Origin of the sequence: Lachnospira eligens, assembly GCF_009680455.1 — a bacterium.
GTDB classification, from domain to species: domain Bacteria; phylum Bacillota; class Clostridia; order Lachnospirales; family Lachnospiraceae; genus Lachnospira; species Lachnospira eligens_A.
In genome coordinates, this window is record NZ_WKRD01000002.1 from 399,389 (window position 1) to 413,245 (window position 13,857).

13 protein-coding genes and 1 tRNA gene are annotated in these 13,857 nt (G+C 38.5%); 4 read left to right on the plus strand and 10 right to left on the minus strand.

The window, feature by feature from the left end; genetic code table 11:
- Positions 1 to 2: 2 nt before the first annotated feature.
- A complete protein-coding gene (locus GKE48_RS03715) occupies positions 3 to 542 on the plus strand; it encodes a GNAT family N-acetyltransferase (RefSeq protein WP_055216543.1) in 540 nt (179 codons plus the stop codon).
- On the opposite strand, the gene GKE48_RS14990 is transcribed toward GKE48_RS03715, so the two are convergent.
- Both GKE48_RS14990 and GKE48_RS03725 read right to left on the minus strand, forming a co-directional pair.
- Positions 530 to 1,672, minus strand: a complete 1,143-nt coding sequence (locus GKE48_RS14990; protein WP_055216544.1) for a DUF6128 domain-containing protein — start codon at positions 1,670 to 1,672, stop codon at positions 530 to 532. The two genes, GKE48_RS03715 and GKE48_RS14990, sit on opposite strands and share 13 nt — an antisense overlap.
- Before the next feature lie 80 nt (positions 1,673 to 1,752).
- A complete protein-coding gene (locus GKE48_RS03725) occupies positions 1,753 to 2,781 on the minus strand; it encodes a GGDEF domain-containing protein (protein WP_154300460.1) in 1,029 nt (342 codons plus the stop codon).
- 138 nt (positions 2,782 to 2,919) lie between these two features.
- Here GKE48_RS03725 and rsmA point away from each other — a divergent pair, with 138 nt between their 5' ends.
- Positions 2,920 to 3,801 (plus strand): 16S rRNA (adenine(1518)-N(6)/adenine(1519)-N(6))-dimethyltransferase RsmA, encoded by an 882-nt coding sequence (gene rsmA / locus GKE48_RS03730; protein WP_242854962.1) that lies wholly within the window; start codon positions 2,920 to 2,922, stop codon positions 3,799 to 3,801.
- A gap of 258 nt (positions 3,802 to 4,059) precedes the next feature.
- On the opposite strand, the gene GKE48_RS03735 is transcribed toward rsmA, so the two are convergent.
- Positions 4,060 to 4,866, minus strand: a complete 807-nt coding sequence (locus tag GKE48_RS03735) for a TatD family hydrolase (RefSeq protein WP_055216546.1) — start codon at positions 4,864 to 4,866, stop codon at positions 4,060 to 4,062.
- Positions 4,867 to 4,871: 5 nt separating this feature from the next.
- A complete protein-coding gene (gene metG, locus GKE48_RS03740; protein WP_055288040.1) occupies positions 4,872 to 6,845 on the minus strand; it encodes a methionine--tRNA ligase in 1,974 nt (657 codons plus the stop codon).
- 189 nt (positions 6,846 to 7,034) lie between these two features.
- Here metG and GKE48_RS03745 point away from each other — a divergent pair, with 189 nt between their 5' ends.
- Positions 7,035 to 8,843 carry a DUF885 domain-containing protein gene (locus tag GKE48_RS03745; protein WP_173016878.1) on the plus strand — a complete coding sequence of 603 codons (1,809 nt, stop codon included), beginning with the start codon at positions 7,035 to 7,037 and terminating at the stop codon, positions 8,841 to 8,843.
- Positions 8,844 to 8,904: 61 nt separating this feature from the next.
- Here the strand turns inward: GKE48_RS03745 and GKE48_RS03750 are convergent, their stop codons facing one another.
- From GKE48_RS03750 to GKE48_RS03760, 3 genes are all read right to left on the minus strand, one after another.
- Positions 8,905 to 9,705 (minus strand): DnaJ domain-containing protein, encoded by an 801-nt coding sequence (locus GKE48_RS03750; RefSeq protein ID WP_012740245.1) that lies wholly within the window; start codon positions 9,703 to 9,705, stop codon positions 8,905 to 8,907.
- Positions 9,689 to 10,555 (minus strand): DUF5685 family protein, encoded by an 867-nt coding sequence (locus GKE48_RS03755; RefSeq protein ID WP_022098279.1) that lies wholly within the window; start codon positions 10,553 to 10,555, stop codon positions 9,689 to 9,691. The genes GKE48_RS03750 and GKE48_RS03755 overlap by 17 nt, the downstream gene beginning before the upstream one ends.
- 94 nt (positions 10,556 to 10,649) lie before the next feature.
- Positions 10,650 to 10,859: a hypothetical protein gene (locus GKE48_RS03760; protein WP_041688326.1), complete on the minus strand. Its 210-nt coding sequence runs from the start codon at positions 10,857 to 10,859 to the stop codon at positions 10,650 to 10,652.
- A 112-nt stretch (positions 10,860 to 10,971) separates the two neighbouring features.
- On the opposite strand from GKE48_RS03760, the gene GKE48_RS03765 reads away from it, so the two are divergent.
- A complete protein-coding gene (locus tag GKE48_RS03765; protein ID WP_055216552.1) occupies positions 10,972 to 11,664 on the plus strand; it encodes a flagellar filament capping protein FliD in 693 nt (230 codons plus the stop codon).
- Between the two features lie 142 nt (positions 11,665 to 11,806).
- On the opposite strand, the gene GKE48_RS03770 is transcribed toward GKE48_RS03765, so the two are convergent.
- The 3 genes from GKE48_RS03770 to GKE48_RS03780 form a co-directional block, all read right to left on the minus strand.
- A complete protein-coding gene (locus tag GKE48_RS03770) occupies positions 11,807 to 12,010 on the minus strand; it encodes a type II toxin-antitoxin system antitoxin (protein WP_012740249.1) in 204 nt (67 codons plus the stop codon).
- Positions 12,010 to 13,062, minus strand: a complete 1,053-nt coding sequence (locus GKE48_RS03775; protein ID WP_022098282.1) for an SPFH domain-containing protein — start codon at positions 13,060 to 13,062, stop codon at positions 12,010 to 12,012. The genes GKE48_RS03770 and GKE48_RS03775 overlap by 1 nt, the downstream gene beginning before the upstream one ends.
- A 611-nt stretch (positions 13,063 to 13,673) precedes the next feature.
- Positions 13,674 to 13,746: transfer RNA gene (locus GKE48_RS03780), tRNA-Lys, on the minus strand.
- Positions 13,747 to 13,857 lie beyond the last annotated feature (111 nt).

Here is a 13,857-nt window from a genome sequence, read left to right on the forward strand (position 1 = left end):
TTATGAAATTTGAATACACTTTTGAAGGCATGACGCTTAAAGTACTTGATGAAACATTTGCAGGAAAAGTACTTGAATTTTACAGCCGTAACCGTGAGGAATTCGACAGATACGAAGCTGCCAAGCCTGATAATTTCTATACAACAGAATATATTGCAGCCACACTTAAAGCTGAATATGCTGCTTTGCTAAAGGGTGAATTCGGCAGATTTTTTCTTTTCTCTGACGACTTACCAGGTGAAATTCTCGGCTCTGTATCTTTTTTTGGTGTTACAAGCATTAACCGTTCTTGCCGCATAGGATATAAGATTGATAAGAATTACCGCCAGTTAGGACTTGGAAGCCTTATGGTTAAACATATGCTTGAGATTCTTACACACGAAAAGGAGATGCACAGGATTGAAGCTTACATTCACCCTCAAAACATCTCCTCTATTAATCTTGTCAAATCTCTTGGCTTTATATCTGAGGGAACCGCCTACTCCTATGTAAAGCTTAACGGCTCATGGCAGGATCATTTAAGATTCGTCTATATTTCCTGATACCAGTATCCAAAATATGGATTGGCATAGTCACTCCTGTGACTCTTTTTAAAATTATTAAAGCCAAACATTGAAGCCATGTAGCGTTCACGGTTGCAGTACATTCCCGGAACGCCAATGAAATATTTAGTATTATCAAGGTTATCGCGCACTCTCCCAAAAAGAATGTGCCTGAAATTATAATAACCATGTAGCAGGAAGCTGTTTCCCGCGATGTCAATTTCATTCTGGTTAAGACACTTTAACTTCTCTGGCGACACTTCTATACAATCATAGAAGTAATCATCGTCAAATGCATCTATATAATCAGCCCGCACAAAAAGCTTTTGAAAAGGATCCGTCTGCGTTGCATTGGCTCTATGTGCTTTTTGCTGCAAATGTTGTGTTTCCGCAGGTATTTTAGCTGCTGCTCCGGCAGCCTTTATATTCTCCGGCATGGTTACACTTTCGGCAGCCACCTCTGCCTGTTTTGTCTGAACTATCTGCTGTTCTTCCACCACAATCTGTTTCGTCTGGACCATTTCTGATTTTCCCGCCAACATTGCAGATTCTGACTGAACCGGCTGTTGTCCGCCTGATTCTGACTGTCCCCGTTCCTTCATTGCTGCATTGTATCCAGCCATCTCTTGTCTGACCACCGAAGACTCTGCTGTCTCCTGTCGTTTCTCTTCCTCATCACTCTGCCGCATGCGCTCTTTTATAACAATTCCGGCTTCAACCTGCTTCTTTGCATCCATTCCTGAGAACACAAGCATGTCAGGTGTTACGTCCTCATCCTTCCACATAGACATCATACAGTCATATCTTGCATCCTCCCTTGCAACCGCAAGCCCGCATATATCCTTAAATCCATAACCGGTTTCATTGATATTATCAGGATTGAATACGCCACTGTATTCCATCTGTCCCACTTTTACAAGACATTCCCCAAGCTTTATAAGCCTGTAACCACCGTCAGTAACCATCATATATATTCCAAACATTTCCGGGCTGTCTGTTTTAACACCTCTTAAACTGATGTTTAACTTGAACTGCCCCTGATGAACTAGTGCCTTTGCAAATCCTACATTTCTCCCCTTTACTCCTTCCGGATATGAATATATGTATGAAACAAGACGCTGATAATCCACAATAAACCTCCCTGATGATTAACTCTCTTATGCACCTTATGCTATGCATTAAGAAAATATTCCATCAGGGAGGTTTTATCTTAATCTACCACCATATTCTTTCCGTTATTTTTTCCGTAATAAAGCCTGTCATCTGCGTGCTTTATCCATTCTTCTATATCACCATCGGCATTTCTCTGTGCCACTCCTATTGTTAGTGATATATTTATCTTCTGCTGTTTATAAATACATTCAGAGTTTTCTATTTCTCTCCTCAATTTTTCTAATACTTCATGTGTGCTGTCGTGTGTTCCATTATGTATAAGAAATTCTTCTCCGCCCCACCTTGAAATCACACAGTTACTGCATATATTTTTCATCTTCTGTGCAATGAAATTTAACACATAATCACCACAGTTATGTCCATATGTATCATTTATTTTCTTGAAATCATCTACATCTGCCATTGCAAGCCAGCCTTCATCGTCCGCATCATATTCTTCAAGATAATTAATCATATATCTTCTGCTGTAAAGGTCTGTCAGAAGATCAATGTTGGCAATTGAATTAAGCTTCTTCTCAGACTCAATAACAAGATCGACTATCACCTTAGTATAATATATTAAAAATGCTGATACACTTATTGCATTACATGCAAGCATAACAGATATAATTGTTTTATTAATTTCATACAATGGTCCGTTAATTATAGCTATTGCTGATGATATTATACTTACAGCAACTATTGCTATCGACACAGCCAGTGGATTCGGGTCTTTTGTATCGGTCTTGGTTGATATGTATTGTGAATAAAATATTATAGGTATTAATGACATGCTATACAGATGAAATCCACATTTATACCCAAGACATATTGTTGCAATAGCCATATAAATTATAATTGTTGCATACACACACCACATATATGCACACACTTTCTGCCTTTTTAACAGCATAAAATATAACACATAACCAATCAGTGCTATTACACTGTAATAAATCATTGGTGTTATATTAAAATATACAAATAATGTCAGCATAAATGCAACAAATAAAAACAACGATATGTTAACAACCACGCATAGTTTAACAACCTGTTCCAGATTAAATTCTTTTTTATTAATGCTCATGATATCTCCTGATAATATGTTCTCGATTGTAAGTAGTACTATAGTATCATACAGAAGTTACTTTTTCACTACATTTTTATTGCAGCTTGACATTTTTTATTAAGTTTCATAACATTATTCTTATAGATTGGAGGCAATATGAGCGATAATAAATATAATAATGTTATGCACCTCGGCAACCCAACTAACACGATTGCCGTGCTTAACAGATATGGTTTTGATTTCAAGAAAAAGTTCGGTCAGAACTTTCTTATAGATGAAAATGTTGTTGAAAAAATCGTCCGTGAAGCAGGCGTTACGAAAGACGATTTCGTTGTTGAAGTCGGCCCTGGAATCGGAACAATGACACAGATTCTGTGTGAGAATGCCAGAGAAGTTGTTGCCGTTGAGATTGATAAGAAGCTTATTCCTATCCTTACAGAGGACACACTTTCTTATTATGACAATGTAACAGTAATCAATGAAGATATCTTAAAGCTTGATATCAAGAAGCTTGCAGATGAGAAGAATGACGGCAGGCCAATCAAGGTTGTTGCCAACCTTCCATACTATATAACAACACCTATTATTATGGGACTTTTTGAGAGCCATGTACCATTAGACAGTATAACTATCATGGTTCAGAAAGAGGTAGCTGACCGCATGCAATGTGGTCCTGGAACTAAAGATTATGGCGCACTTTCACTTGCTGTACAGTTCTACGCCAAGCCTAAGGTTGTGCTTAACGTACCTGCAAGCTGCTTTATGCCTCGTCCTAATGTTGATTCAGCGGTTATCCGTCTTGAACGCTTCAAGACACCACCTGTTGATGTTAAGAATGAACATCTTATGTTCAGGATAATAAGAGCATCATTTAACCAGCGCCGAAAGACTATGCTTAACAGTGTCGGCAATTCCGGCATCGGCATCACTAAAGAAGCTCTTACCAACGCACTGGAAACTATGGGACTTCCACTTACTATCCGCGGCGAAGCCCTTACACTTGAGCAGTTTGCACAATTAAGCAATCTGCTGTGCTAAATAACGTGATACCTATAAGTAGTCGCATTTTCACTGCTTTAGTAGGTGTTTTTGCAGCAAAATTCACGTAAATCAGGTTACTTCTAGACTAAAGACCTATACAACAACAAAAAACGGCTATTTAGTAGGTGTTTTCATGACTTTAACGATAAAAACCACGTTAAAAGACCTACTAAATAGCCGTTTTATTATAATTTATAGGTTTTCACCCAGTTTACACAAGAAAAGGGCTGTCCTGCCGGCAAAGTCCTCGAAACCTTACTCCCCAAAAAGCAGCCTTCTCGCATTCTGGTTAGTAACATCAATAACCTCCTGCGTATCAAGCCCTTTAATCTGCGCCAGCTTTTCTGCAACATATTTTATATTGCGGCTGTCGTTTCTTTTACCTCGGTTAGGCTCAGGTGCCATATATGGACTGTCTGTCTCCAGAACAATTCTATCCATCGGTATATACGCTGCTGCTTCCACAAGCTTCCTGGCATTCTTAAATGTAAGAACACCGCCGATTCCTATAGAAAAGCCCATGTTAAGAAAATCTCTTGCGGCTTCCATGCTGTATGAATAACAGTGAATTATTCCACCTGTTTCCTGTCCATGATTACTCTTTAATATGTCGATTGTATCCTGACATGCATCTCTTGAATGAATCATTACCGGCATGTGTGTACGGTACGCTACATTCATCTGTGCTGCAAACCATTCACGCTGCTGCTTCTTCTCAGCCGCCGCCATATCTGCATCATCTGACACATAGTAGTAATCAAGTCCGATTTCTCCAAGTGCAACAATCTTTCTGGTCTTAGATTCACCAAGCATGTTTTCCAGCCATTCAATGTCCGATTCTTTCAATCTGACAATATCCTCCGGGTGGAAACCAATCGCTGCGTATACCTTTTCATATTGTGCAGCAAGTGCAAGGGAAGCCTCACAGCCCTGACGGCTTGCACCTACATTAACAATGTAATCAAGCTCCCCTGTATCACTAAGCATGCTGCTTATAAGTTCATCTCTGTCCTCATCAAATCTTTCATCATCATAATGAGCATGAGTTTCAAATATCTTCATATCTATCAGCCAATCTCTGCGCCTTCAATAATATCCTTCTCAAGTGTAAGAACTGATAAGTTATCCTTATCATCCCATGCTGAGATAATCATTCCCTGTGACTCAATACCACAGATCTTTCTTGGCTTTAAATTAGTACATACAACTAACTTCTTACCAATAAGCTCTTCTGGCTTATAGTACTTCTGGATACCTGATACGATAGTTCTCTTCTCATCACCAATCTGAAGCTCGAACTTAAGAAGCTTTGTCTTCTTAACAGCTTCACATGTAAGAACCTTGGCAACTCTGAACTGAACCTTTTCAAAATCATCAAATGTAATCTCAGGCTTAACTTCAACCTGTGGATATTCTGTAACTCCATTAGCCTTCTTCTGTGCTTCCTGAATAGCTTCAACCTTTTCCTTAAGGTCCTTCTCAAAGTCAAGTCTTGCGAAAAGAATCTCTGGAGTCTCAGTAACCTTAAGTCCTGTTTCTCTTAAGCCAAATGTAGCAAGGTCATCAAAATCTCTTACTCCTGCCTCTGGATTAGCTGGGTAAAGCTGTGCAAGAATCTTATCTGTAGTCTCTGGCATGAAAGACTTAAGAAGATTAGCACCGATTGTAATACTCTCAACAAGGTTATAGAGCACTTCTGCTAATCTGTCCTGCTGTGCCTCATCCTTTGCAAGAGCCCAAGGCATTGTCTCGTCAATATATTTATTACATCTCTTAAAGAGCGTGAATACTTCTGTGATAGCATCTGCTACATGAAGTGTAGCCATCTTTGCCTGAACCTTATCTCTTGTTGCTGTTATAACAGCCTTAAGGTCACCGTCAATTGCAGCATCCTCTACGCCAGTCTTATTAACAACTCCACCAAAGTACTTGTTAGACATTGCAATTGTTCTGTTTACAAGGTTACCAAGTGTGTTGGCAAGGTCTGAGTTCATACGCTCAACCATAAGCTCCCATGAAATAACACCATCATTCTCAAATGGCATCTCGTGAAGAACAAAGTAACGTACAGCGTCAACGCCGAAGAGGTCTACAAGGTCATCTGCATAGATAACATTTCCCTTAGACTTACTCATCTTACCATCATTCTGTAATAACCAAGGATGTCCAAATACCTGCTTAGGAAGTGGCTCACCAAGTGCCATAAGGAATATTGGCCAGTAAATTGTATGGAATCTGATGATATCCTTACCGATAAGGTGAAGGTCTGCTGGCCAGAACTTCTTGTACTGCTCTGAAGAATTGCCATCAGCATCATATCCGATACCTGTAATATAGTTAGTAAGGGCATCAAGCCATACATAAACTACATGCTTGTCATCAAAGTCAACCGGGATACCCCATTTGAAAGATGTTCTTGATACACATAAATCCTGAAGTCCAGGAAGAAGGAAGTTGTTCATCATCTCATTCTTTCTTGAAACAGGCTGGATGAATTCCGGATGTGTATTGATATGCTCAATAAGCTTGTTGGCATATTTGCTCATCTTGAAGAAATAAGCTTCTTCCTTAGCCGGCTTAACTTCACGTCCACAATCAGGACACTTTCCATCAACAAGCTGGCTCTCTGTCCAGAAAGACTCACATGGAGTACAGTACATGCCTTCATATGAACCCTTATAAATGTCTCCCTGATCATAAAGTTTCTTAAAAATCTTCTGAACCTGCTTCTCATGGTAATCATCTGTTGTTCTGATGAACTTATCATATGAAGTATTCATAAGATCCCATATTCTCTTGATTTCTGTTGAAACATTATCAACAAATTCCTTAGGTGTAATTCCAGCTTCTTCAGCCTTAAGCTCAATCTTCTGACCATGCTCGTCAGTTCCTGTCTGGAAAAATACATCATAGCCTTCCTGTCTTCTGAATCTTGCAATACTGTCTGCAAGAACGACTTCATAAGTATTACCGATATGTGGCTTGCCTGATGTATAGGCAATAGCTGTTGTCATATAAAATGGACCTTTACTCTGTGGCATATCATTTCCTCCATAATCTATTATTCTAATTCATCGCTATAACGCAAATGTAGTGTGAATCATTTATCCGTAAACTTTATCATAGAAAAATTTACAATAAGTGTCAAGTCTGTATTAAGTATGATACAATATGTGAATAATAAATCAGTATTTCTTATAATATTAATTAAGACAGAAATGAGGATTAGTATGCATAATAAACAATTTTGCCTTTTACATCAATTTCTTAACAAGGCTGTGAGCCTGCTGATAGTTTTTATAATAGTAATTACCCTGTCTGGCTGCAGCCTGCCCTGGAATCAGAAGCAGATATCAGAAACTACTATATCTGCCACCGAGGATAACGCTGATTTCACGGAATATGTAAACAACCTGTTTGCTGACCTGTTAAGTGCCGACATGGTATCTTTGCATGCCTATGTCGAACACCCAAAGGATTTCGGAATTAACGATTATGAGATTACTCTTGGCCGCTACGACCTTGACAATCCCGATGACACCTCAGATTACACCGACATAATATCAACGCTTAAATCATTTGACAGAAGCACACTCTCCGCTAAACAGCAGATTACGCTTGATGAGCTTCTTATGTATATGGAAAATGAGTTGGAATACAGTGATTTGTACATGTTTAACACACAGCTTCAGACAACTACAGGTATTCATGTCCAGCTGCCACTTCTTTTTGCTGAATACACATTTGCAGAAAAGAAGGATATTGACGAATATATTGAGCTTCTATGTGATGTTGACGGATATTTTGAAAATATGGCTGCATTTGAGAAGCTTCGTGCTGACAACGGATATTTTATGGAAGATACCCTTGCCGATGAGGTAATTGAAAGCTGCAAATCATTCCTTGAAACTGCCGGTTTAGAAGATGGTGCAATGATATCAACCTTTAACGAAAAGCTTGCTTCTGTTGACGGACTTTCTTCACAGGATATTGCAGATTATAAAGCTAAAAATGTGTCCGCAGTCAATAAACATGTAATTCCAGGATATCAGTCCCTTGTAAATGCGCTTACTTCATTGAAAGGCTCTAACAGATATTCAGGCGGTTTATGCAATTATCCTGATGGTTCACGGTATTTTGAATATATACTCTCTTCAACACTTGGCTGGAGCAAATCTGTTGACGAATATGATAAGCTGGTTGATTCTTACCTCAAGAAATATATGCTTAAAATGCAGTCACTTGCGCTTAAAGACTCCTCTATTCTTGATAAATTTGACACATTTTCATTCAATATGACAGACCCGGTTGGTATTCTTACCGACCTTAAGAAAAGAATAACCGATGATTTTCCTGAGATTCCAGATGTGAATTATAATATCAAATATGTGTCAAAGGCGCTTGAGGACTACACCAGTCCGGCTATGTACTTTATTCCGCAGCTAGATAACCTTGATGTCAATTCAATATACATCAATTCTTCTGGCACTTCTGCGAGTGAATTATATCCTACACTTGCACACGAGGGTTATCCGGGACACATGTACCAGACGCAGTATTTTGCCGCAACCAATCCTGACTGGATAAGATACATTCTTGCACCAGGCGGATATGTTGAAGGCTGGGCATCATATGTTGAAGTTCTTTCTTATAATTATGCACAGACCGGCAACGATGCACTTAACAAAATGTATGCTGCTAATTATGCCACTGTCCTGTGCCTTTATGCAAAAGGGGATATTGGCGTTAATTACTATGGATGGAGTGAAGATGATGTTTACCGATTCATCAGCCAGTATGGTTTTGATGATAAATCAGTCGCCCACGAAATGTATTATGCATTTGTCTCTGACCCAGGCAACTATTGCAAATACGTTCTTGGAATGTTAGGATTTGAGCAGTTAAAGACTAAGGCTCAAAGCGAGCTTTCTGACAAATTCAATCTTAAAAATTTTCATCAGTATATACTCGATATGGGTCCTGTGCAGTTTGATATATTATTTAACAACCTTGATGCATGGATTAAAAAAGAAAAATAACATTAAAAATGGGATGTTACCTTAACACAATAGTCTGGTAATATCCCTTATTAATTGATTATTATATGCTTCCACCCGGATAATAGCCGCCTGAACCATAGCCACAGCACATAGGCATACATATATTTGAACACAAGCAGAGTGCAACCCACGGAGCACAGCCTGTACAATATGTTGTAGATGACGGTCCCTGATACTGTGTCCTTCTTCCTGCATACCAGCTTCCACCGCTTGCAATACGCTGATACAACAGCTGATACTGCATATTGTCAGGATCAGAATCCAACGCACGCTTGGCATCTTCCAACGCAGTTGCTTCTTCTCCTTTTCCAAGATGTGCTAATGCACTATAGTAGTACCATCTTCCATCCCGGTCAGTTATGTTGTTAAGCACATTAATAGCTTCATCATAACTAGAGTTATTAATATAATTAGCTGCTGCCCTCAGATGCACTGTTGTAGGATCATTGCCATTGAGATTATCACTGCCATATCCATTGCCACCATAGCTTCCTGTATATCCACCAAATCCAAATGGACCAAATCCCCAGAAGCTTCCGAAATCTCCATATCCGCCCTGTGACTGGTTCTGATAATCACCATCATAACCATAATGGTCTGAACGTCCTGTTCCATAACGCGTCTGGCTGTATGACTGACTACTGTATCCGCCCTCACGCTCACGCATTATCTGGTTATAAGCCTGCTGTACAAGCTTAAACATCTCTTCTGCCTGATCCTTATTAGGATTATTGATGTTAGCATCTGGATGATACTTTCGGCTCAGTGTTCTGTATGCTTTTTTCACTTCATCATCGGAAGCATCCCTTGATACTCCCAACACTTTATATGGATCTGTCATTATGTTCCTCCAACTGCTTACCGGCAGTGTCAATTCTTTTTCTTCTGGCGGCGTAGAACTTTGTCCATACACCTGAATATATGATATTTCTTAACAGTTCTGCATTAGCAAGAATCGGCAGTCTCTCAAAAGCCCTTGCACATCCTGCCATATATGCTTTAAGTATGTTTTCTGCAAATGTATCAAAATCCTCTACATCCTTATGATACTTAAATACATTATAATTGTTCTTTTTCTCATCTTTTTCCAAATCATCATATGCATCCAGCAGATATATGAATCTGCCAAGATTATTGCCAAGCACCCTTAACTCATCACTCCACTCATCATCTTTCATGGCAGCAACTTCCCCTAACAGTATGCCAAACTGCTCTGCCGGCTTGTCAATATTCGTTTCCTGTGCTTTTTCATATTCTGACAACTTAGAAAGGCTTTTCCTTATAATCTCTGCCTTATGCGGATATTTCTTCTCAAGCTTTTTAATATCTTTTTTCAATACTCCGGCATAAGTTCTTTTCAAGACCTTTTTCTCATCGTACCAGTCGTCCATACATTTGTAATATGTCAGAAGGACATTCATATCCGCAACATAATCTGAAACAACGTTACGCCTCACAGGATGCTTTCTTAATGGATGTGTGACGCAACGTTCCTCAGAGTATATAGTTTCCGGTTCATACAACCCTGTAAGAAGTATAACCAGAAATGTCATATCATAACTTAAGGAAATCTGCCCCTTCAATCCATGCGCTTCTGCCAGCGAATCGCACAGACCACAATAGTATGAGCGGTATTTATCAAATTCTCTGAATTTAAGTTCTGGCTGATCAACAACTATATACCCATACATACTAAACTCATACCTCCATTTTCGCTTATCATATAACATTGAAAATATTCAGTCAATCAGCCTTTCAAAGATTAATAAATTATTAATACTATTTTTAGATATTATTCTTGTCATCAAAATCAGTTCCCCACAAAAGGAAACTTGTATAATCATCTAGCGAATTGACTGGACGCATTACATCACTCTCGTCAAGATTGCTGGCAAATTCATTCTCACCGTCATCATAACCTTTATCGCCCTGCCCATTATCGTATCCGTTTCTGTACTCATCTTTTTCATGATTATAGTCAAATGCTGGAAACATTATGCCACCTCCTTTCGAAGGTAGTATGTTAAGTTTCACCTGGTTTTATCCGATATAATATTCAGCTGATAAATGTGTATTCAATCACACTTGATATATAAGGAGGAAACTTATGCGGATTACATCACAGATGCTGGCAGCTAACCAGCTTAAAGCAGGCATTGAGCCTTCATCAAAGACTTTGCTTGATTACATTCAGAATGATGACAATGACAGCCTTACAAGCCTGCTTTCCAAAAAAATTGATACTTCAACATCTTCACTTACTAAGAAATTACAGAAAGACGCTTACAAGAATATTAAAGATGATGCTGATTCTGTTACAGAGAATGCAGCTAAATTCACAGATGAGAAATCTACTCTTTTTGCTGATGCAGAAAGGACCGGTGATTATTCTGCAATATATGCGGATATCAAATCTGTAGTTGATTCTTATAATAAGCTCTACAACACCCTTGGTAAAACATCAAGTTCTATCAATACTATGTGTTCTAACCTTTTAAAGGAAGCAGTTAAAGAGAACTCTGAAACATTATCTGCAGTAGGAATTGCGCTTAAAGACGATGGTTCTCTTTCAATTGATGAAAATAAACTTAAAGCAGCTGATACAGATACTTTAAAGAAAGCATTTGGAACATCATCAGAATTTGCAAAGAGGCTTGGAATTATTGGCTCTAATGTATCATCACTTGCAAAGGCTAACATTAATTATGTTACTAACTCATATACATCATCAGGTGCCGCCTCTAACTCATCAGATGATTTATATTCACTTATGACAAGTAAGTTTAATTCTCGCGGTTAGAATTTCTGATAACGGATATGCATATATGATGTCCGATTTATTCAATATTGTATATTTTAAAAACCTCTCCATACCAGCATTTATAATGTCGGTATGGGGAGGTTTTAATATATAATAGTTATATATTTATTTTTTGTTAATTCTACCTGATATCTAACTCTGGTGGAACATCCAGCTCGTGTGGAACTGGCGCACCGTTCTTCTTTCTCTGTCGTACACACTCGGTCAGCAGGTACTCTATCTGTCCATTAACAGACCTGAAATCGTCCTCTGCCCACGCTGCAATGGCATCATAGAGTTTAGCTGATAACCGGAGAGGAACCTGTTTCTTACCTGAATCTGCCATTAGTAAAGACTTCCTGAATTAACTACTGGCTGGGCATCTTTGTTTCCACAAAGGACGACTAAAAGGTTGGATACCATAGCTGCTTTTCTCTCTTCATCAAGCTCTATAACCTGTTTTTCTGATAATCTCTCAAGCGCCATCTCTACCATTCCTACAGCACCATCAACTATCATCTTTCTTGCATCTACTATTGCTGATGCCTGCTGTCTCTGAAGCATTACTGCTGCTATCTCAGGTGCATACGCAAGATATGTAATTCGTGCTTCTATTATCTCAAGTCCGGCATCTGCTACTTTGCCCTGGATTTCTTTTCTTATTCTTTCTGCTACAACTTCACTTGAACCTCGAAGGCTTCCCTCATCTGCAATTCCATCTCCCGTTGTATCTACATTTTCTGCAACATCATATGGATACATGCGGACAATATTACGGAGTGCGCTGTCACACTGTAATGAAAGATATTCCTTATAATTATCTACATTAAACACTGCCTTAGCTGTATCTGTCACTTTCCACATAACCGCAATACCAATCTCAACAGGATTACCAAGGCAGTCATTAATCTTCTGTCTACTGTTGCTCAGTGTCATTATCTTAAGTGAAATCTTCTTATTAGCTGACTGTGAATTATTTCCTGCTGCAATTGCCATTCCTGCAACACCTGCCATGCTAGCCAGATCAAGCTTATTTCCATCTCCTGTCACATCACCGCTCTGATTAAGCTTAGTTGACGCTGCTGGGTTAACAGCCACACAAAAAGGATTCACAAAGTAAAATCCCGCTTCTTTAATAGTTCCAACATACTTGCCAAAAAGTGTAAGCACAAGTGCTTCCTGTGGTTTTAATACCTTAAGACCGATAAAGAATATCCAGCCTATTGCTGCGTATACACCGCCTGCAACGATAAGTACTATCCATCCGGCTTTAGTCTCTGCCTGTTCAACCATAATCGAACCGACAATAATTGCTGCTATAGCTGCTGCGTAAAGTAATATAAACAGTGTAACCATTGCAAGACCATTCTTGCTTTTCTTCAAAACCTTTTCTTCCATATAAAAATACCTCCTAGACACTCTGATTATTCATCTTGTTATCGATTATTCTTTTAAAGGTGTCTTTGTTGATATTTGTATGATATCATTTTGATATCATCTTGTCAAGATATTAACATTGTTTTATGATAACCATCCTGTTATCCTATAATTCTGGAAACTCTCAACCTATCAAACTTGTATTTATTATATCCTTATAGGCAGATAACCTCCCTTTCCAGGCATTCCACACACTTAATAACCAATATTCAACCTATCAATCAAACATTAACTAACTGCTTATAGGAATTTTTCATAAAATACGGAATTTTCTCACAGAATCTTCCTATAAGAAATGTAAAAATCCGACTACCTATAGGTATCATATTATAAATCACTATATTTTCAAATTCATAAAAAAGCTACCAATCAAAAAGGCAGTATTGCGCATACCTATATCTACACAGATATTTATATACATATATACTAAAAGGAATATTCACACCATCTGCAATGAAATAAACTCTCAACGCTTCCTGTGTAAATATTCCTTCTGCTACTGCAATTATTTACTGTATAAAAAAAATAAAAGCCTTACAACCTAGGATTCCCTAAATCATAAGACCTTCCAGTGCACCGCCAGGGGTTCGAACCCTGGACACCCTGATTAAGAGTCAGGTGCTCTACCAACTGAGCTAGCGGTGCATAACTTATTTTGTTCTGTGCTTTTGTGTTGTCTCAAGCACAAGTGATATTCTATAGCATGGTTTAATAAAATGCAAGCACTTTTTTGTATTTATTTAAGAACAATTTATC

Bases quoted from the DNA above. Each gene is read 5' to 3' on its own strand.
- GKE48_RS03715 (WP_055216543.1), top strand. From the start codon at position 3: ATGAAATTTGAATACACTTTTGAAGGCATGACGCTTAAAGTACTTGAT.
- GKE48_RS03755 (WP_022098279.1), bottom strand. From the start codon at position 10,555: ATGTATGGGTATATAGTTGTTGATCAGCCAGAACTTAAATTCAGAGAA.
- GKE48_RS03745 (WP_173016878.1), top strand. From the start codon at position 7,035: ATGCATAATAAACAATTTTGCCTTTTACATCAATTTCTTAACAAGGCT.
- metG (WP_055288040.1), bottom strand. From the start codon at position 6,845: ATGCCACAGAGTAAAGGTCCATTTTATATGACAACAGCTATTGCCTAT.
- GKE48_RS03735 (WP_055216546.1), bottom strand. From the start codon at position 4,866: ATGAAGATATTTGAAACTCATGCTCATTATGATGATGAAAGATTTGAT.
- rsmA (WP_242854962.1), top strand. From the start codon at position 2,920: ATGAGCGATAATAAATATAATAATGTTATGCACCTCGGCAACCCAACT.
- GKE48_RS03750 (WP_012740245.1), bottom strand. From the start codon at position 9,705: ATGACAGATCCATATAAAGTGTTGGGAGTATCAAGGGATGCTTCCGAT.
- GKE48_RS03770 (WP_012740249.1), bottom strand. From the start codon at position 12,010: ATGGCAGATTCAGGTAAGAAACAGGTTCCTCTCCGGTTATCAGCTAAA.
- GKE48_RS03765 (WP_055216552.1), top strand. From the start codon at position 10,972: ATGCGGATTACATCACAGATGCTGGCAGCTAACCAGCTTAAAGCAGGC.
- GKE48_RS03725 (WP_154300460.1), bottom strand. From the start codon at position 2,781: ATGAGCATTAATAAAAAAGAATTTAATCTGGAACAGGTTGTTAAACTA.
- GKE48_RS03760 (WP_041688326.1), bottom strand. From the start codon at position 10,859: ATGTTTCCAGCATTTGACTATAATCATGAAAAAGATGAGTACAGAAAC.
- GKE48_RS03775 (WP_022098282.1), bottom strand. From the start codon at position 13,062: ATGGAAGAAAAGGTTTTGAAGAAAAGCAAGAATGGTCTTGCAATGGTT.